The 19,797-nt window shown below is 62.7% G+C and carries 18 protein-coding genes; 17 read left to right on the top strand and 1 reads right to left on the bottom strand.

The features are described from left to right. Positions 1-74: 74 nt before the first annotated feature. The gene (locus LC407_RS17385) at positions 75-1,202 is read right to left on the bottom strand and encodes a PilT/PilU family type 4a pilus ATPase (protein ID WP_025878450.1); all 1,128 of its coding nucleotides are present in this window, start codon (positions 1,200-1,202) and stop codon (positions 75-77) included. 121 nt (positions 1,203-1,323) lie between these two features. Between LC407_RS17385 and LC407_RS17380 the strand changes: the two genes are divergently transcribed. The 17 genes from LC407_RS17380 to LC407_RS17300 all read left to right on the top strand — a co-directional run bounded on the left by LC407_RS17380 (position 1,324) and on the right by LC407_RS17300 (position 19,796). Next, a complete protein-coding gene (locus tag LC407_RS17380) occupies positions 1,324-1,689 on the top strand; it encodes a DUF4398 domain-containing protein (RefSeq protein WP_025878451.1) in 366 nt (121 codons plus the stop codon). Continuing rightward, positions 1,686-2,570: an OmpA family protein gene (locus tag LC407_RS17375; RefSeq protein WP_025878452.1), complete on the top strand. Its 885-nt coding sequence runs from the start codon at positions 1,686-1,688 to the stop codon at positions 2,568-2,570. Before LC407_RS17380 ends, LC407_RS17375 begins: the two co-directional genes overlap by 4 nt. Before the next feature lie 323 nt (positions 2,571-2,893). Then, positions 2,894-3,130 carry a YdcH family protein gene (locus tag LC407_RS17370; protein ID WP_025878453.1) on the top strand — a complete coding sequence of 79 codons (237 nt, stop codon included), beginning with the start codon at positions 2,894-2,896 and terminating at the stop codon, positions 3,128-3,130. Positions 3,131-3,483: 353 nt separating this feature from the next. Continuing rightward, on the top strand, positions 3,484-4,854 hold the full coding sequence (locus tag LC407_RS17365) for a pyridoxal-phosphate dependent enzyme (protein WP_025878454.1): 1,371 nt from the start codon (positions 3,484-3,486) through the stop codon (positions 4,852-4,854). Positions 4,855-4,977: 123 nt separating this feature from the next. After that, positions 4,978-6,159, top strand: a complete 1,182-nt coding sequence (locus LC407_RS17360) for a cystathionine gamma-synthase (protein WP_223483288.1) — start codon at positions 4,978-4,980, stop codon at positions 6,157-6,159. Positions 6,160-6,161: 2 nt separating this feature from the next. Beyond that, positions 6,162-6,956: an ABC transporter permease gene (locus LC407_RS17355; protein WP_223483287.1), complete on the top strand. Its 795-nt coding sequence runs from the start codon at positions 6,162-6,164 to the stop codon at positions 6,954-6,956. Further along, positions 6,946-8,307, top strand: coding sequence for an ABC transporter ATP-binding protein (locus tag LC407_RS17350; protein ID WP_223483286.1), 1,362 nt, complete (start codon positions 6,946-6,948; stop codon positions 8,305-8,307). Before LC407_RS17355 ends, LC407_RS17350 begins: the two co-directional genes overlap by 11 nt. Further along, complete coding sequence (locus LC407_RS17345; protein ID WP_223483285.1) at positions 8,304-11,645, top strand: glycosyltransferase; 3,342 nt, start codon at positions 8,304-8,306, stop codon at positions 11,643-11,645. The genes LC407_RS17350 and LC407_RS17345 overlap by 4 nt, the downstream gene beginning before the upstream one ends. 10 nt (positions 11,646-11,655) lie before the next feature. Then, complete coding sequence (locus tag LC407_RS17340) at positions 11,656-12,624, top strand: GDP-mannose 4,6-dehydratase (protein WP_223483284.1); 969 nt, start codon at positions 11,656-11,658, stop codon at positions 12,622-12,624. Further along, positions 12,621-13,649: a dehydrogenase gene (locus tag LC407_RS17335; RefSeq protein WP_223483283.1), complete on the top strand. Its 1,029-nt coding sequence runs from the start codon at positions 12,621-12,623 to the stop codon at positions 13,647-13,649. Before LC407_RS17340 ends, LC407_RS17335 begins: the two co-directional genes overlap by 4 nt. Then, positions 13,646-14,236, top strand: coding sequence for a D-sedoheptulose 7-phosphate isomerase (locus LC407_RS17330; protein ID WP_263292372.1), 591 nt, complete (start codon positions 13,646-13,648; stop codon positions 14,234-14,236). The genes LC407_RS17335 and LC407_RS17330 overlap by 4 nt, the downstream gene beginning before the upstream one ends. A gap of 103 nt (positions 14,237-14,339) precedes the next feature. After that, positions 14,340-15,047: a nucleotidyltransferase family protein gene (locus LC407_RS17325; protein ID WP_223483282.1), complete on the top strand. Its 708-nt coding sequence runs from the start codon at positions 14,340-14,342 to the stop codon at positions 15,045-15,047. Then, positions 15,044-15,664, top strand: coding sequence for an HAD family hydrolase (locus LC407_RS17320; RefSeq protein WP_223483281.1), 621 nt, complete (start codon positions 15,044-15,046; stop codon positions 15,662-15,664). Before LC407_RS17325 ends, LC407_RS17320 begins: the two co-directional genes overlap by 4 nt. Positions 15,665-15,768: 104 nt before the next feature. Next, a complete protein-coding gene (locus LC407_RS17315; RefSeq protein WP_223483280.1) occupies positions 15,769-16,239 on the top strand; it encodes a hypothetical protein in 471 nt (156 codons plus the stop codon). Positions 16,240-16,275: 36 nt separating this feature from the next. After that, complete coding sequence (locus LC407_RS17310) at positions 16,276-17,280, top strand: acyltransferase (protein ID WP_223483279.1); 1,005 nt, start codon at positions 16,276-16,278, stop codon at positions 17,278-17,280. A 114-nt stretch (positions 17,281-17,394) separates the two neighbouring features. Then, complete coding sequence (locus tag LC407_RS17305) at positions 17,395-18,774, top strand: hypothetical protein (protein ID WP_223483278.1); 1,380 nt, start codon at positions 17,395-17,397, stop codon at positions 18,772-18,774. An 8-nt stretch (positions 18,775-18,782) separates the two neighbouring features. Further along, positions 18,783-19,796: an acyltransferase gene (locus LC407_RS17300; protein ID WP_223483277.1), complete on the top strand. Its 1,014-nt coding sequence runs from the start codon at positions 18,783-18,785 to the stop codon at positions 19,794-19,796. Position 19,797 lies beyond the last annotated feature (1 nt).

The following is a 19,797-nucleotide window of genomic DNA, read 5'->3' as shown; positions in this document are numbered from 1 at the left end:
GGATTCCGCCGGGCATGGACCGGCGCTACCACCACGCGTCCGGTAGCGCCGGGCCATGCCTGGCGGGCGCGCCGTCAGAACCCGTGGGTAATGCTCGGCGCGCCGGCCGAGAAGTCCGCATACGGATCGTGCTCGCCGCTGCCGCCTTCTGACAGGCGGAACTTCAGCGCCAGGCCATCGCGCGAGTCGGCCGCGCGCAGTGCTTCTTCCTGATCAATGGTGCCGTTCTTGGCCAACCGGAACAGGCACTGGTCGAAGCTCTCCATGCCTTCTTCCAGCGAAGCCTCCATCGCCGCCTTGATCTCGTGTACCTGGCCGCGACGCAGCAGGTCGCGGATCATCGGCGTGTTGATCAGTACTTCGGTGGCCGGCAGGCGGCGCCCCTCCTTGTTCTTCACCAGGCGCTGGCTGATCACCGCGCGCAGGTTCAGCGCCAGGTTCATCAGCACGTTCTTGTGCGCGCTTTCCGGGAAGAAGTTGAGGATGCGCTCGATGGTCTGGTCGGCGTTGTTGGAGTGCAGGGTGGCCAGGCACAGGTGCCCGGTTTCGGCGAAGGCGATCGCCGCCTCCATCGTTTCGGCATCCAGGATCTCGCCGATCAGGATCACGTCCGGCGCTTCACGCATCGCGTTCTTCAGCGCATTGTGGAAGGCATGGGTATCGAGCCCGACCTCGCGCTGGTTGACGATGGACATCTTGTGCTTGTGCAGGTATTCGATCGGGTCCTCGATGGTGAGGATGTGACCGGTGGTGGTGCTGTTGCGATGGTCGATCATCGACGCCAGCGAGGTGGACTTGCCCGAGCCGGTGGACCCCACCACCAGCACCAGCCCACGCGGGGTCATGATGACGTCCTTCAGCACCTGCGGCAGGTTGAGCTCTTCGATGCTCGGAATCCGGCTGCGGATGGCGCGGATGACCATGCCTACTTCACCGCGCTGCTTGAACACGTTTACGCGGAAACGCCCGGCATCGGCCAGGGCGATGGCCATGTTGAGTTCCAGCTCGCGCTCGAACTGCGGCACCTGGCCCTCGTCCATCAGCGAGTAGGCGATCTTCTTCACCATTCCCGGCGGCAGGCCGGTATTGCCGAGCGGATACAGCTTGCCCTCGATCTTGATGTACACCGGCGCGCCGGTGGTCAAGAACATGTCCGAAGCGTTCTTTTCGGTCATCAGCTTCAGGAAGTAGCCGATATCCATTGCGAATTTTCCCCAACGAAACTGCCGGTGCCCGTTGCAAGCACGGTACCGGCTTGACGACAATGGCCGCGAACCGACAACCGGTACGGCCTCCCCAATGAAACGACTTAGCTTCGCACGAATGCGCCACAGCCTGTATGTGATGGCGTTTGCATTCGCACTCTCTGCTCCCGCCTGGGCGCAGGATGGCGCGTTGGAACTGGCCCAGGCCCGGCAGGCGGTGGACAAGGCCACCCAGGCCGACGCCGACCAGTACGCCCCGGACCTGATCGGGTTGGCCCGCCAGGGGCTGGAGCAGGCCCAGCGTGCCGCCGGCGACCGCCGCGAGCGCAAGAACGCACCGGCGCTGGCCCTGCGTGCCACCGTTGACGCCGATCTGGCCCGTGCCCGCAGCGAGGAAGCCACGGCGACCGCACAGCTGCAGCTGCGCCGCAACGAGGTCAACCAGCTGCAGCGCCAGTTGTCGACCGGGGAGGACCGCCGATGAAGACGATTTCCGCGCTGACCCTGGCTACGCTGCTGGCCCTGCCGACGCTGGCACTGGCCGCTGACAACCCGATGGTGGGCCAGCTGAGCCAGCGCCTGATGGCGATCCAGGCCAATCCGGACACCGCCGAACTGGGCGCCTTCGAGCGCATGCAGGCGCAGCAGGCCATCGCCACCCTGGAGAAGGCCAAGCGCCGTGACCAGGAGCTGGCCACCTACCTGGCCGAGCGCCGGGTCGAGATCGCCGAGACCGCCGTGCGGGCTGCGCTGGCCGCGCGCGAGGTCGACCGCCTGGAGCGCACCCGCGGCGATCTGCTGATCGAGGCCAGCCGCCGCGATGCCGCCCGTGCCCGGCAGGAAGCCGAACAGCTGCGCATGCAGGCGCAGATGCAGGCAGAAGAGGCCGAACGCCTGCGCCAGGCGGCCGAGGCCGAGACCCTGGCCCGCCAGGATGCCGAGAACGCCCTGACCAGCGTGGCCGGCAAGCAGCAGCAGCGCCTCAGCTCGGCCCAGCAGAACGCGGCCAAGCTGGCCCGTGAGGAAGCCGAGCTGGTGTCCGGGCAGAAACTGCCGGGCTCGAAGTTCGATGGCCGCGGCGAGGTCTTCACCTTTGCCGGTGACGCGTTTGCGGCCGGGGCCTCGAGCCTGTCCGGTGGCGCCCGCAACCAGGCCAAGGCCCTGGCCGAGTACGTGAACATCGGCAAGAAGGGCAGGATCCGCATCGAAGCCTATGACAGCGCCAATGGCGTCGGCCAGAAGCGCGCCGAGGCACTGCGTGACGCGCTGGTGTCGGCCGGTGTCGCCAGCAGCCGGATCCAGGTTGCTGGGAAGAAGGCCGCCTCCACCCGGGCCCGCTCGGCCGAGGTCGTCATCGCGCCGTAATTGATTGATATTGTTTGTTTTTCGTTGTGTTGAGTATTCAGCCTGAACCCCGCCTCGGCGGGGTTCGGTCTTTTTGCCGCAGGGGCTTGAACCCCGTCCAGAGCAAGCGTAGGGTCAATTGTCCGGGACGCAATAACGCGGACCGGACGATGGGAGGGCCGGGCCGATGCAAGCAGGGCGCGAACCGCAGCAGATCGAAGTGCGCAGGCCAGTGCCGCATGTCGTTGTGGGCACCCATGTGGGCATCGACCGGCACTCCTCCATGAACAACGCCCCGTGCCTTGCGGCCGGGGCGTTCGTGTATCTGTCGAAGGAGGTCCATCATGTTTGAAGATCAGCCCCAGAGCGAGATCGACGCCCGTCGCGCGCGCGATCCGGAGTTCCGGGCACTCCATGACCAGCACCGCAAGTTGAACAAGAAGTGCATGGATGCGGAGTTGGGTGTACTCCCGATCGATGATGTCACCCTGGGTCGAATGAAGCGCGAGAAGCTGCTGGCCAAGCAACGCCTTCTGCGAATGTACGAAACACCGCTCGCAACCTCGTCCCCCACGCATTGACGCACCCCTGTCGTGCCCGGAATGGCATGACCTGGCCATCGATGGCCCTGCCAGGCTCTCCTGACCTGGCAACGCGGCGCCGCTGAACGCAGGCGTCGCGCCAAGGCACCACACGCGGTGGTGCCTTGGCCCCGCAGGCACGTCCCCCGATGCGGGCGGTACCGGTCTCCTCGTCGATCCGGGGCCGTCCGCATCCCCTTGGGCCGCCAGCCGAGCTGGTGGGTGCCGACCGTGGGTCAGCACGCCTCCCGCCGGGCATGGCCCGGCGCTACAGAAACGGCTCCTGACTTTCGTCGCCATCCGTCGGATAATCACCGGTCCGGCCCTGTGTGGCGCGAACCGAAGTCCCCCGAATGCCCATCCATTCTTCCGTCCTCGAACTCATCGGCCAGACCCCTATCGTCAAGGCCCAGCGCCTGGATGCTGGCGTCTGCGAGCTCTACCTGAAGCTCGAAAGCGCCAACCCGGGCGGATCGATCAAGGATCGCATCGGCCTGTCGATGATCGAAGCGGCAGAGAAGCGCGGCGACCTCAAGCCCGGCGCCACCCTGGTGGAAGGCACCGCCGGCAATACCGGCCTGGGCCTGGCGCTGGTGGCCCAGCAGAAGGGCTACAAGCTGATCCTGGTGGTCCCGGACAAGATGAGCCGGGAAAAGATCTTCAACCTGAAGGCGATGGGTGCCGAAGTGCGCCTGACCCGCTCGGACGTGGCCAAAGGCCACCCGGAGTACTACCAGGACCTGGCCAAGACCATCGCCGAGCAGACCCCGGGCGCCTACTTCGTCAACCAGTTCGGCAACCCGGACAACCCGGCCGCGCATGAATTCGGCACCGGCCCGGAGATCCTCGAGCAGATGGATGGCGATCTGGATGCCATCGTGTTCGGCTGCGGCAGCTCCGGCACCATGACCGGCCTCTCGCGCGCCTTCGCCACGCTGTCGCCGAAGACCGAGCTGGTGCTGGCCGACCCGGTCGGCTCCATCCTGGCCGAGTACATCAACGACGGCGTGCTCAACGACAAGTCGGGCAGCTGGCTGGTGGAAGGCATCGGCGAGGATTTCCTGCCCTCGATCTCCGATTTCAGCCGTGTGAAGAAGGCCTACGCCATCACCGATGCGGAGAGCTTCCATACCGCGCGTGAGCTGCTGGGCAAGGAAGGCATCCTCGGTGGCTCCTCGACCGGCACCCTGCTGGCGGCGGCGCTGAAGTACTGCAAGGAGCAGACCACGCCGAAGAAGGTGCTGGTGCTGGTCTGCGACACCGGCAACAAGTACCTGTCGAAGATGTACAACGACTACTGGATGCTGGACAACGGCTTCCTTGAGCGCCCGCAGCACGGTGACCTGCGCGACCTGATCCTGCGCCCGTACGGCCAGCGCGACACCGTCGTGATCGGCCCGAACGACCTGCTGACCACCGCCTATCAGCGCATGAAGCTGTATGACGTGTCGCAGCTGCCGGTGCTGGACGGTGACCAGCTGGTCGGCATCGTCGACGAAAGCGACGTGCTGCTGCACGTCTACGGCGACGAAGCACGCTTCCGCGACCCGGTGGCCACCGCCATGGTCAGCAAGCTGGACCGGCTGGATGTGAAGTCGCCGATCGAGGCGCTGCTGCCGGTGTTCGACCGCGGCCAGGTGGCCATCGTGATGGACGGTGACACCTTCCTCGGCCTGATCACCCGCATCGACCTGCTGAATTACCTGCGTCGGCGCGTTCAGTAAGGCGTTTATCGCCGCAGATCGCTGCTGAATCCCGGTTTATCCGCGTCAAAGCTCGTTAAGGCCGCGCTGATAGACTCCCGCTCCTTCGACGGCGCCGGTCATCGGCGCCAATCAGGAAACGACATGTCCAACGCTTCTTCCCCGGACCGCGCGCTGGCGCTGGCCACCCTGGCCATCCATGGCGGCCAGTCGCCCGACCCGAGCACCGGCGCGGTGATGCCGCCGATCTACGCCACCTCGACCTACGCGCAGTCCAGCCCGGGCGAGCACCAGGGCTTCGAGTATTCGCGTACCCACAACCCGACCCGCTTCGCCTACGAGCGTTGCGTGGCCTCGCTGGAAGGCGGCACCCGCGGCTTCGCCTTCGCCTCGGGCATGGCCGCCAGCTCCACCGTGATCGAGCTGCTGGATGCCGGCAGCCACGTGGTGGCGATGGACGACATCTATGGCGGCAGCTTCCGCCTGTTCGAGCGCGTGCGTCGCCGCACCGCTGCGCTGGACTTCAGCTTCGTCGACCTGACCGATCTGGCGGCCTTCGAAGCGGCAATCACCCCGAAGACCAAGATGGTGTGGATTGAAACCCCCACCAACCCGATGCTGAAGATCGTGGACATCGCCGCGGTCGCCGCCATCGCCAAGCGCCATGGCCTGATCGTAGTGGTCGACAACACCTTCGCCTCGCCGATGCTGCAGCGTCCGCTGCTGCTGGGCGCCGACCTCGTGCTGCATTCGGCCACCAAGTACCTCAATGGCCATTCGGACATGGTCGGCGGCATGGTGGTGGTCGGTGACGATGCGCCGTTGGCCGAGCAGATGGCCTTCCTGCAGAACTCCATTGGTGGCGTGCAGGGCCCGTTCGACAGCTTCCTGGCCCTGCGCGGTCTGAAGACCCTGCCGCTGCGCATGAAGGCGCACTGCGCCAATGCGATGGCGTTGGCCAAGTGGCTGGAAACGCATCCCGAGGTGGAAAAGGTGATCTACCCTGGGTTGCCCTCGCATCCGCAGCATGATCTTGCCCGTAAGCAGATGACCGGCTTTGGCGGCATCGTCTCGATCGTGCTGAAGGGCGGTTTTGAGGCGGCCAAGCGCTTCTGCGAGAAGACCGAATTGTTCACCCTGGCCGAGTCGCTGGGTGGCGTGGAAAGCCTGGTCAACCACCCGGCGGTGATGACCCATGCCTCGATTCCGGTGGCGCGCCGTGAGCAGCTGGGGATCAGCGATGCGCTGGTAAGGCTGAGCGTGGGCGTTGAAGATCTGGGGGATCTGCAGGTGGATCTTGAAAATGCGCTGGGCGGGAACCGCTGAGCATGAGCATTCTCTCGGTCTTCGGGAAGCATCGTTCGCTTACCTTCGAACTGACCCAGCGTGAAGTCCTTGGGCGCTATCGCGGTGCCAGCTTCGGTCTGCTGTGGTCGCTGATCAGCCCATTCCTGATGCTGCTGGTCTACACCATGGCCTTTGGCTTCATCATGAAGGGACGCTGGCCCGGATCGACCGGGTCCACCACCGATTTCGCGTTGATCCTGTTCGCGGGCCTGACCGTGCATGGCTTCTTCGCTGAGTGCTTTACCCGTGCGCCGCAGTTGATCGTGAGCAACACCAGCTACGTCAAGCGCGTGGTGTTCCCGCTGGATATCTTGGTGTGGAGCATGACGCTGTCGGCGTTGTTCCATCTGCTGATGAACATGGTCGTGTTGCTGCTGCTGTACCTGTGCGTGAAAGGCAGCATCCATCCCACCGCGGTGCTGTTGCCGGTGGTAGTGTTGCCGCTGGTCATCCTGACGGTCGGCATCGGTTGGATCGCCTCGGCACTGGGCGTATACCTGCGCGACATCGGCCAGATCGCGGGTGTCATCGCAGCGGCCATGCTGTTCCTGTCCTCCGCGATCATTCCGGTCGAGTCGGTGCCGGCCAGCTATCGCATCGTGTTCGAGCTCAATCCGCTGACCTTCATCATCAACCAGGTGCGCGAAGTGGTGATTTGGGGCCGCTTGCCGGATTGGGCTGGCCTGGGTCTCTACACCTTGATCGCCTGCGTGGTCGCCGTCATTGGCCATCGCCTGTTCAACAAGCTGCGTGTGGGGTTCGCCGATGTCCTCTGAAGTCGCCGTGGCCGAGACCGTCATCGAGGTCAACGGGGTTGGCAAGTCGTACCACATGTACGAGCGCCCTTCGCACCGCCTGTGGCAGGCGCTGGCAGGCAAGCGCAAGTCCTTCTACAAGGATTTTTGGGCGCTGCGTGATGTGAGCTTCTCGATTCGCCGCGGCCAGACAGTGGGCATTGTTGGCCGCAACGGCTCGGGCAAATCGACCCTGCTGCAGATGATCGCCGGTACCCTCAATCCTACCGAGGGCAACATCAAGGTGAAGGGGCGCGTGGCCGCGCTGCTTGAGCTGGGCAGCGGCTTCAATCCTGAGTTCACCGGTCGCGAGAACGTCTACCTCAATGCGACGATCCTGGGCCTGACGCGCGCTCAGATCGAACAGCGGCTGGAGAGCATCCTGGCATTCGCCGACATCGGTGAGTTCATCGACCAGCCGGTGCGCAGCTATTCCAGCGGCATGTCGGTGCGCCTTGCCTTTGCAGTGATCGCCCATGTCGACGCCGACATCCTGATCATCGACGAGGCATTGGCGGTCGGTGATGCGTTCTTCTCGCAGAAGTGCATGCGGTTCCTGCGCGAGTTCCAGAAGAACGGGACGCTGTTGTTCGTCAGCCATGATGCTGCGGCTGTGACCAATCTGTGCGAGAACGCCGTATGGCTGCAGAATGGCCGCATGCGCCTGTCCGGCACCTCGCAGGAGGTGGTCGAGGCGTACATGACCGAGCAGCACGTGGTCGGGCGGCGTGAAGCCGGCGATGCCAAGGTGGTCGTCGGCGAGAAGCGCGCCCGCCGCCAGATCGGCGATGCCCCCGATGCCCGTACGGCCGCGCGCCAGGAGGCAGGCTGGAGCAATCGTATCCAGACCTTCGAGTTCGATCCGGAGAATACTGGGCAGGAGTTCGGCGCGCAGGGCGCTCGAATTGTCGAAGTGCAATTGCTGGACGAGCATGGTGATTCCGTGGGCCTGCTTGCTGGAGGCGAGCTGGTGCGGTTGCAGATCACCGCCGAGCTTGTGGAGTCCCTGCACAACCTGATTCTGGGGTTCTACGTAAAGGATCGCCTCGGCCAGCGCCTGTTCGGCGATAACACCTATCTTGCTTGGCAGGGTACGCCGGTGTCGGGTGAACCCGGTGAGCGGATCTCGGCCAGCTTCCTGTTCCGCATGCCGATCATGCCGTCGGGCTCGTACATGGTGGATGTTGCGGTCGCTTCCGGCGATCAGCATGACCATGTCCAGCAGCATTGGATCCATGATGCGCTCGAGTTCCGTGCGGTCGATGAAACCATGCGCTATGGACTGGTTGGACTGCCCATGCTGGCGATTGAATTTTCCAAGGAGATGAAATGATCGAGTTCACTGGCGAGCGCTTTGTTCCCAGCGAGCACGGCGTGATTCGGCAGGAGCACCTGCACCGATACGCGTGGTGCCTGCCGATCGTTGCGGGCAAGGATGTGCTGGACCTGGCCAGTGGCGAGGGCTATGGCAGCGCGATGCTGGCCGGTCAGGCCCGTTCGGTTCGTGGCGTGGATATTTCCGCCGAAGCAGTCGCGCATGCTGCCGGTATCTATGCCGGGCGTAGCAATCTGCAGTACCTGCAGGGGTCGGCTGCACAGATTCCATTGCCGGACCAGTGCGTCGACGTCGTGGTGTCCTTCGAAACCGTCGAGCACCTGCTCGAGCAGGAGCAGATGCTGGCGGAAATCCGCCGCGTGCTCCGCCCCGAGGGGGTGCTGGTGATGTCCTCGCCGAATAAGGAGGTCTACTCCGACAAGGCGGGCTATCACAACGAGTACCACGTCAAGGAGCTATACCTGGACCAGTTCCTGGAACTGCTGGGCACCCAGTTCCCAGAGATTCGCGTGGTTGGCCATCGAATGTCTGTCGGCTCGACGATCACTCCGCTGGACGGTAGTGTCGAGGAAGAGTACACAGCGGTCACCGACAGTGGCAGTGTAATCGAGCAGCGGGTTGCCGCACTGCCCGATCCGGTCTACTACATTGCGGTGGCTGCCGCTGAAGCGTCGCTGCTGCCGGCCACGCCTGCCTCGCTGCTGCTGGCCGAGCAGGAAGATCTGTACAACCACCATCACGAAGTGGCGCGCTGGGCCAAAGCGCAGGACACCGAGATCAACGCCCTGCGCGGCCATGTCGCATCGATCCAGGGCGAGCTCGGCCATGCGGCTGCGGTGCAGGCAGATCTTCAGGAGGCGATTGCACGCGAGCAGGAACGGAATGCGGCGCTTCAGGAGCGAAGCGAGATGCTTCAGGAGCGAAGCGAGAAGCTTCAGCGGGAAAGCGCGCAGCACGAAGAGACTGCTGCGGAACTTCGCGAGCTGCTGGCCGATGCGATTGTCGGAGACCACGCGCGGGCCCAACTGCAGTCTCAGCTGGATCAACTGCGGGCCGACAATGATGCCAGCCAGGCGATGACCAGTGCGCTGCTTCAGTCCAAGTCCTGGCGCATGACCAAGCCGCTGCGATTGATGTCGCGTGTTCTGCGCGGTGACTGGACCGGCGTGGCCAACTCGCTCCGCGCCAGCGGAATTGCCCGTCTCCCGGTGTTGGCGCCACTGGTGGGGCCGGTGCGCCGGTTCCTGGTCAAGCGCAGCTTCGCCCAGGTAAAGCAGGTGGAAGGCCTCGGGCTGGAGTTCGTCAGGTCCAACATCGACATGTGCCTTGCGACCACTTCGTTGCCCAAGGTGGAAGCGCCGCTGGTATCGGTCATCGTCCCGACCTATGGCAATCTGCCGATCAGCCTGGCCTGCGTGCGCTCGTTGTCGCGTGCCGCCACGCGCGCGTCATTCGAAGTAATCGTTGCCGAGGATGCCTCGGGCGATCCGGACATCGGCAAGCTACGTGGCATTCCCGGTTTGCGCTACCACGAGAACGACAAGAACCTCGGTTTCCTGCTTTCCTGCAATAACGCGGCGACTCTGGCACGCGGTCGCTATGTCTGCTTCCTCAACAACGATACTGAAGTCACCAATGGCTGGCTTGATGCGCTGTTGAAGGTATTCGAAGCGTTCCCTGACGCAGGCATGGCCGGCTCCAAACTGGTTTATCCGGATGGTCGCCTGCAGGAAGCCGGAGGCATCGTCTGGAGCGATGCCTCCGCGTGGAACTTCGGCCGACTGCAGAATCCGGCCGCGAGCGAGTACAACTACGTGCATGAGGCCGACTACATCTCAGGTGCGGCGATCATGCTGCCGAAGTCGCTGCTGGATGCTCTGGGTTGCTTCGACCCTCACTACCTTCCGGCTTACTGCGAGGACACCGACCTGGCGTTCCGCGTGCGCGCCGCAGGTTTCAAGGTGTACTACCAACCTGAATCGATGGTGGTGCATTACGAAGGCGTATCGCACGGTACTGATGTCACCAGTGGCATCAAGGCCTACCAGGTGGCCAACCAGAAGAAGCTGCGCGAGCGTTGGCAAGACACGCTGCTGGAGGGGCAGTTTGCCAATGCGGAGTTGCCTTTCCTGGCCCGTGATCGCTCGCAGTTGCGCAAGAGCGTGCTGGTAATCGATCACTACGTGCCGCAGCCAGACCGTGATGCCGGCTCGCGCACCATGGACCAGTTCATCGGGCTGTTCAAGAAGCACGGAATGAGCGTGAAGTTCTGGTCGGACAACCTGTGGCACGATCCGGTCTATACCCCGCGCCTGCAGCAGATGGGTGTCGAGGCAATCTATGGCCCCGAGCATGTGGACAACTTCGAGGGCTGGATCGCTGCCAACGGGGGGTGCATCGACTATGTACTGCTTAGCCGCCCCCATGTCTCGATCAAGTACATCGAAGCACTGCGTCGCCACAGCCGGGCTACGCTGTTGTATTACGGGCACGACGTGCACTACCAGCGCATGACCGAGCAGCTCAAGCTGGCACATGATCCCGCCCTGTCGACCCAGCGAGATGCCATGCAGATGCTAGAGGAGTCGCTGTGGAGCAAGGTGGATACGATCTACTATCCATCCGAGCTTGAAACCGCGCACGTTGCGCGCTGGATGGACGAGCGCGGTGAATCGCATGCGAAGAACTTGACCATCCCGGTGTACGCGTTCGATCGATTCCCGGTTGTGGACGTCTCGGGCATGCATCGCCGCAATGGCCTGTTGTTTGTTGCAGGCTTCGCGCACGACCCCAACGTGGATGCCGCGGTGTGGTTCGTCGAAGAGGTGCTGCCGCTGATTCGCGAGCGCAAGCCGGATATCGAGGTCAATCTGGTCGGCTCCAACCCCAAGCCCGCCGTGCGTGCATTGGTCAGTGACACCATCCGGGTGCCTGGTTATGTGACCGACGAAGAGCTGGAGATGTATTACGCCCACGCCCGCGCGGTGGTGGCGCCGCTGCGTTTTGGCGCAGGGATGAAGGGAAAGGTGGTGGAGGCGATGCGCTTCGGCGTGCCGCTGGTGACATCCCCGGCAGGTGCCCAGGGCCTGGCCGCCGCCTCGGAGTTCATCGCCGTCGCAGAAGATGCGCGGACGTTTGCAGATGAAGTGCTGCGGCTGCTGGATGACGATGCGCATTGGTTGCAGGTCTCTGGCCGCGCGCAGGATTTCGCCCGTGCAACATTCTCGGAAACGGCGTTGTGGAGCATCGTCAGCCAGGACGTCGATCCGGCTCCCTACGCCGATGTCGACGCGCGCCGCGAACGCGTGCGCGCAAATACCCCGAATGCGAATTGAGGAGCAGGTAATGAAAGTACTTGTAATGGGCGCGACCGGCTTCGTCGGCAGCTATCTGATGGAACGCGCGATCGCTGAGGGGCATGAGGTGCTGGGCACCAGCTACAACCCGACCATCGAGCCGAAGGACTGGGCGTCATTCCAGGATCGCGTCGTGCGCTGCGACATCCGCTACCGCGAGCAGACTTCGCAGGTGATCGATGCGTTCCGCCCGGATGTCATCTATCTGCTTTCGGCGCAGAGCTATCCGGCACTGTCCTGGTCCGCACCGGCAGAGACACTGGACACGAACGTGGTGGGGACCACCAACGTATTCGAATCCATCCGCGCTGCGGGGATCGACCCGGTAGTGGTCGTGGCTTGTTCCAGCGCCCAGTACGGCGAGGTGGCGGCAGAGGATATTCCGGTCAAGGAGTCGCATCCGCTTCGCCCCCTGCATCCGTATGGCATCAGCAAGGTGGCCACCGAAATGTTGGCGCTGCAGTACTGGTCCAACTGGAAGATCCGCAGCGTGTGCGCGCGTATCTTCAACACCACCGGTGCGCGCAAGGCCGGCGACGTCTGCGCCGATCTGACCCAGCGCATCGCCCGTATCGAAGCGAGGCAGATCGAGCCGGTATTGAAGGTCGGCAACCAGGATACGTGGCGGGCAATCACCGACGTGCGCGACCTGGCATCGGCACTGGAGCTTCTGGCCGCCAAGGGCGAACCGGGGGGCATCTACAACATCAGTGGCGCGCGTACCTACCAGATCCGCGAGATCGTCGAGCAGGTGGTTGCCGCCGCTCGCGTTCCGGTGCAGGTGCAGGTCGACACCGCGCTGCTGCGTCCCAGTGACGAGAAGGTAATCTTCGGCGATTCCAGCCGACTGGTGGAGCGTACCGGCTGGCAGCAGCAGGTACCGCTGGAGCAGACCTTGAAGGACATGCTGGCCTATTGGCGCAACACGCTGGGCGTGGTCGACGGAGGGCGCTCATGATCGTCCGCTCGCGCGCACCGCTGCGCCTGGGCCTGGCAGGTGGTGGTACCGACGTGTCGCCGTTCTGCGATCAGCATGGCGGCTTCGTCATGAACGTCACCATCGACAAGTACGCTTACGCGACCATCGACGATGCGCTGGCCGGGACGGTGTCATTCCATGCCCAGGACGCCGATGCCAGCGAGACTCTATCCGTAGCAGACGTGCAGGCGACTGCAGGCCCGTTGCAGCTGATGAAGGGCGTCTACCTGCATCTGACCGACCGCTATCTGGGAGGCACGAGGCCAAGTATCCGCGTGCGCACGCATTCCGATGCACCTCCCGGTTCAGGCTTGGGGTCCTCCTCCACGATGGTGGTGGCACTCGTGGCAGCGTTTGCCGAATACTTTTCCCTGCCACTGGGCGAGTATGAGGTTGCGCAACTGGCGTACCAGATCGAGCGCGGTGACCTTGGCCTTTCCGGAGGCAAGCAGGATCAGTATGCGGCGGCGTTCGGTGGCTTCAATTTCATGGAGTTCTACGCTGAAGATCGCGTCATCGTCAATCCGCTGCGAATCAAGGACTGGATCTGCGCCGAGCTCGAGTCCAGCCTGGTGCTGTACTTCACCGGTGTGTCGCGTGCGTCGGCAAAGATCATTGATGAACAGTCACGAAACATCAAGGAAGGCCGCTCCGATTCGCTTGATGCGATGCATCGCCTGAAGGTTGAAGCGACGCAGATGAAGGAAGCGCTCCTGCGCGGTGACCTGGTTCGCTTCGCTGAAGTCATGCAGTCCGGCTGGCAGGCGAAGAAGCAGAGCGCGTCGAGCATCAGCAATCCGATGATCGACGAGATCGAGCAGCGCGCCTTCGCCAACGGTGCGCGTGCAGCCAAGGTTTCCGGCGCTGGTGGCGGTGGTTTCATGATGTTCGTCTGTGATCCCGCCGACCGCCTGCGGCTGGTGCGCGCGCTGGCAGAGGCCGGCGGCACCGTCTACGACACTCACTTTACGCACCACGGAGCTTCGTCATGGAAACTGGGATGAATCAATTCATTGGCGCTGAATTTGCGAAGGCGCAGGAGAATTTCCGCAGGATGGCAGAGGATGCTGCCCTCCAGCAGCAGATTGTCGACGCAGTGGAGTTGTGCGTTCGCGCGCTGCGTTCGGGCAAGAAGATTTTCTTCGCGGGCAATGGTGGCAGTGCCGCCGATGCCCAGCATTGGGCCGGCGAGCTGGTATCGAGGTTCTACTTTGATCGCCCAGGTCTACCGGCCATTGCGCTGACGACCGATACGTCGATCCTGACGGCGATTGGCAACGACTACGGCTACGACTACACGTTTGCTCGCCAGATCGAAGCATTGGGCCAATCCGGCGATGTATTCGTCGCGATCTCGACGTCGGGTCGTTCCAAGAACATCATGCGTGCCATCCACGCGGCGAAGGATCGCGATATCGCGGTGATCGGCTTCACCGGTCAGGGCGGTGGTGACATGCTCGAGCATTCGAGCATCTGCTTCCGCGTGCCGTCCGACGAGACGCCACGCATCCAGGAAGGCCATGAATTCGTGGGTCACCTGCTGTGCGCGCTGATTGAAAGCGAGATGTTCGAGCGCCCGACTGCGGGCTGAAGCTGGCAGTTGGCGTCATGATGAGCCGTCGCTGCGAGCGACGCGGTTGATAGGGGCGCGTGCGTTCAGCACGCGCCCGGGCATCGGGAAGGAAGGGAAATCGATGAAGCTGGCCGAAGAAGCCATTGTGCTCGTTGGAGGGTTTGGAACGCGCCTGCGGGCAACCGTGCCTGATCTTCCGAAACCGTTGGCTCCTGTCGCCGGGAGGCCCTTTCTGGCCTATGTCCTTGATAATCTGGCTGACGGTGGAATCCGCCGGGTGATCCTGGCTACCGGATATCTGGGAGAGCTGGTGGAGGAGCAGATCGGTCACCGCTGGCAGTCCATGGAGGTGCTCTACTCGCGCGAGCCTCAGCCATTGGGCACCGGCGGCGCCGTGCGCCTGGCGCTGTCGCGGTTGCAGGGCGACACCGTGCATATGTGCAACGGCGATACCTACCTCCGTTACGTTCCTGCAGCGCTGCAGCAAGCTGCTATCGTCCATGAGTCGCCCATGGCGTTGGCGCTGGCAAAGGTGCCGGATGTTGGCCGATATGGAGCGGTGGTTACGCGCGGCGGTTACGTCAGCGCCTTTTCGGAGAAGGGCGGCAGCGGGTCCGGCTGGATCAACGCTGGCAGTTACTTTCTTTCGGCCCAGGCACTCTCATCGTTGCCTGACCGCGACACTTTCTCCTTCGAGACGGACGTATTGCTGCCCCAGGCAGAGACCGGAAATCTGGCGGCATTGAAAGAGACGTCGGGCTTCATCGATATCGGTGTTCCCGAAGACTATACGCGGGCGCAGACCGAACTCGCCGGTATCGGCAGGTGAGCCGGGTGACCGCAGGGGTCGTGATCAATGAGCGTGCGCGTGTTGTCGGACCGGTTGGCCCGGCCCTGCTGCTGGATCGCGATGGTGTCATCAACGTCAACCATGGCTACGTACACAGTCCGGATCAGACGGACTGGGTGCCTGGCATCTTTGAGTTCTGCCGTACGGCCGTCACGGCAGGTTACCGCCCGATCGTGGTGACCAATCAGGCCGGCATCGCGCGCGGGCTCTACGATGAGGCACAATTCGCCCGATACAGCCGCTGGGTACATGATGAGTTCGCCGTTCGGGGCGTGGAGATTCTGGCTACCTACTACTGCCCGCACCATCCCGATGCGGGATTGGGCACCTACCTGATTCAATGCAACTGCCGCAAACCCGCGCCGGGGATGCTGCTTGCTGCAGCGCACGATTTGGGTGTTGATCTTGCCAGGTCGATCATGATCGGTGACAAAGTCAGTGACATGCGGGCGGGTGAAGCCGCCGGGGTGGGGACTCTGTTGCTTCTGGACCCCGCCGGTGAGCAGCCTGTTGGCCCCCCACGTACCCGGGTGTGCGCCTCGCTGGATGAGGCGGCACGTGCCTTGACGGGCCTCGTGACCGGCTTGCCCGGGTAGTCCAATCCGGGAGTGAGCTTTACTGCAAGTCTTTGAACGGTCAGAATGCTGCGCCGCAGGCCAGCTCTTCAGGGGCTGGCATGCACCTGCTGTGAGGAGCTTGGATGAACAAGGCAATCCGGTCCATTTTGCCTTTGGCAATAATCTTGGCCGTCTCGGCCTGCTGTTCCGAGGAAGGCCGGAAGCGCGCTGGTGCTGCGGGTACCCAGCCGGTAGAGTTGCCTCTGGGCGAAATCCACCGCGACGAGTCGGTACCCGGCATGGCCTTGGTCTACTCCTATGTGGAAGGCGCCGTATTCGAGCCCAAGGTCGAGAATGTCGTCTGCAAGGACAACCATGGCGACATTGGCGAAGTGCGGATCAAGTGGACCGCCCCCGAAGGCGTGAGCTTCACTCGTATCAGTGCCGCTGCTGCTAACCAGGAACCCAAGACTTGGGTTGATGGCGGTGCTTCGGGCGATCAGGTGACCGGGCAGTGGATCACCTCCGGCTCGAGCCTTGTCTTGTACAACGCCAGCACCCAGGCCCGCTTTGCACAGATCAAGATCGAAACCACTCCCTGCAGCGCTCAGTAGCTCTGCCGCCCCACCCAATTCAACAGGATACCGCTGGTGAAATTGCCTGTTCTGGGCTTCGGTACGGCCCGTTTCGTGCTTGCCTCCCTCGTGGCCGCTTCCCATCTGTGGGCAAGCATGACCCAGGGATACGCCGCTTACGCGGTTTGGGCATTCTTCGTCCTCAGTGGTTTCCTGATGACGCTCGTGTTGACCGGCAAGTATGGCTTTGATGGCGCGGGGCTGCGTGCCTACGCCTTCAACCGCTTCATGCGGATCTTCCCGCTTTACTGGTTGGCGGCGATCGCTGGCCTGCTGACACTGTGGTACTACGGCAGCGTCGGCATCGACCTGCGGACGATCAACGGCGAGTTCTACATGCCGACGTCCCTGCGGGAATGGGCATACGTCGTTACCCTGTTCCCTGGCATCCAGCGCGGAGGCCTGCCAGTGCCGGTTTCCAACGCGTTGGGCATCGAGGTGGGCTTCTACCTGTTGCTGCCGATGATGGCGACCTCGCGCGGTGCAGCATTGCTGGGCGTGGTGCTGGGTGTGTGGATTAACCTGGACATGAGTATCGTGCCGACCACGTTCGGCGATCGCTATGCGACCTTCCTGCCCTGCCTGCTGCCCTTTGCGGCAGGCGCGCTGGCTTGCCATCAGCGTGAATGGCTCTCGCGCTTCAACATGCCGTTCATCAGCTGCGCAGCTTGGATGCTGCATGGGCTTGCCTGGTATTGGTTCCCATCCTGGCCTTGGGAATGGGGTCTATATGTCTCGATGGCGCTCTCGGTCTGGATGGTTGTCTCTCTGCACAAGCAGAAGGGCGGCAAGCTTGACAAGATGCTTGGTGACATGAGCTACCCGATCTATCTGGTGCACACCACGGTAGCGGCCTGGTTTGTCTGCCTGTGTGGCTTCTCGAGGCCATTCAGCTTCTTCCTGCAGGCGTTCGCGGCGACGGTCGTGCTGTCGTGGCTGGTGGTGATCATCATCGATCGGCCGCTCTCACGTCTGAAATTGAAGCCACCAGGCCACGTATCGAAACCAAAGCCGGTTTGACCGGAAGGACGGCACCGTCCGCATGCAGAATTGACAATCTAGGTGGAAATGATGGAACCAAGCGTGATCGGGGAACGACGACCGCAGGCGGCACGTGTGGGCTGGAAGACATGGATGCTGGTGGGATTGCTGGCAATCGCTGCCAACATCCTGACCCTGGTCAATCCTGGCTTCTTCAGCCACGACGAGTGGCAGAAGTACGACCATCTGCGTGAAAAGGGCGTAGCCGATTTCGTCGCCGAGTATGGGCAACTGCGTGTGGGTCCGGACTTCGGTTTCCCGGTGAGGCCGATTGGCTTTCTGCAGCAGGGTCTCAGCGCCAGTTTCATGGCCGATCAGCCATTCGTTGCCCACGCGATCGATGTACTGATGCACGTTGTGTGTGCACTTCTGTTGCTGGCAGCGCTTTCCCGCACTCCGCTGCGGGGGCGATGGGCCAATCTCATTGCCGTGGTTTTCGCGATATCACCGTTGGCGACTTTCTCCACCGGTTGGGTTGGAGCATCGTTTGATCGCTGGTATGTGCTGTTCGGCCTTGTCACTGCCATCGGGGTGATCGGTGCTACCTACGGTCGACTGAGCCTCTCCAATATCCTGTTGATTGTGGGGGGGACCGCAGGCGCGACGCTGACCAAGGAAACGTCCGTGATGCTGCCGGTGGCCGTCCTGCTGGTCCAGCTGGCGTTGCTGCTGAAGGGCGGTGCGCGCCTGGACCTGCGTCGGGGGATGACTATCCTGGCGCTGGTGTCGCTGCCGATCGTGGCCTATCTGCTGTTCCGGATGCCGGCGCTGATCGCTTCGTTCAGTGGCCACGCCGGGGCCTATGATCCGGGTCAGGGTGATTTGCTCGGGAATGTCCGGCTGTACTTCGCCCAGCCGTTCATGATCGATGCGGTTGAACTCATCTCGGCGGGCAGTCTGCCCAAGTGGCAGTGGATGATGGCGCTGGGCATGCACGCAGCGATGGTGGTCGTGCTTGGCTGGCGCCGAGGCATACTTGCGGCGCTGCTGTATCTGGCAGGGTACTTCCTGTTCCTGCTTCCCGTGATGCCGGTGCCGATCGTGGGGGCACACTACCTGTACGCCTCCGGAGTCGCGTTCTCGATTGGTCTGGTGGCAGCATTTTTCCCGGATTGCCGTTCCTGGTTCGGACGCGCGCTCGCAACCTTGGCCCTTGTCTGCTACCTGGTGGTGGCGTGCTACCACGCTTACACGATCCAACGGAACCTGCAGGTAGCCGGCATCTGCCAGGTCGTTCTGCTATCTGATATCGATGCCCAGATCGAAGCTGCACGCAAGCAGGGTCAGACCTCGCTCTGGGTCGTTCCGGAGTTCGGTGCGCCGGGCTACATCGCGGTGCGCAGCACCTTTGCACGCTGGCCCTATGAGGCCCAGTACGGAATGCAGGTGGGAATTGGCGAATCCGAGGCGGCGCCGACCGATGGAGCACGTCTGCTGGTAATGAAGCCTGATTGTCGAATCGTACCCAAGTGAGCCCGCAGATGCTGACGGTCAAGGATGCCTTCGAGAGAGGAGCGAACAACTTCCACCTGCTGCGGCTGCTCGCCGCACTGGCGGTCATCTATGGTCATTCCTACCACATCACCGGTCAGCCGGGAGGTGACCTATTCCTGATGACGGTGGGTTTCAAGTTCATCGGCGGCGTCGCCGTGGACATCTTTTTCGTCGTCAGTGGATTCCTGATCTGCGGGTCGCTGGAACGCAATACGGTCGGCAGCTATCTGGCTGCGCGCTGCCTGCGCATCTTCCCGGCAATGATCGTTGCGCTGCTACTGAGTGTCTTCGTGGTTGGTCCCCTGCTGACCAACGATCCGATCTACTGGACCAATCCACAGACTTGGCGTTATCTGTTCAACAATGGCCTGATGTGGAGTACCGAGTACTCGCTGCCGGGTGTTTTCACCGGGAATCCTGATACGGGTTTCAACGGATCATTGTGGTCGCTCCCGGTCGAGTTCCGCTTGTACCTGCTGTTTCTGCTGCTCTCTTCAGTCGGTCTTCTGAGGAAGGGGCCGTTTACAGCATTGAGCATCATCACGCTGCTGGTGGGCCTGTGGGCGGTGCCGCGCTACGCGATCTTTACCCAGTACGCAAATTGGGTGAACGTCAGTGCATACTTCTTCGCCGGCGCCTTGATCTGGAAGCGTCGTGACGAAGTCGTGCTGAGTCCTTGGGGGGTGCTGGCCGTCATTGGCCTATGCATGCTCTTTCATGGAACCGACCAGTTCTACATCGCATTTTTTGTAGCGCTGGTCTATCTGACCTTCTACCTCGGCTTCCTCCAGGTGCCGGGGTTGCCGGAGATCAAGCGGCGCGATCTCTCCTATGGCGTTTACCTGTATGGCTGGCCGGTCCAGCAGATCGTGCTGCTGATGGCCCCTGGACAGTCGGCGATGTTCAATACCATCGTCAGCAGCCTGATCGCTCTCACACTGGCCTTCCTCTCCTGGCAGCTGATTGAAAGTCCTGCTCTAAAACTGAAGAAGAGGCGTTGAA

The sequence above is a fragment of the Stenotrophomonas sp. OVS01A genome, from assembly GCF_019969775.1.
In the GTDB taxonomy this organism is placed as follows: domain Bacteria; phylum Pseudomonadota; class Gammaproteobacteria; order Xanthomonadales; family Xanthomonadaceae; genus Stenotrophomonas; species Stenotrophomonas indicatrix.
This window is presented reverse-complemented; position numbering and strand designations above follow the sequence as displayed.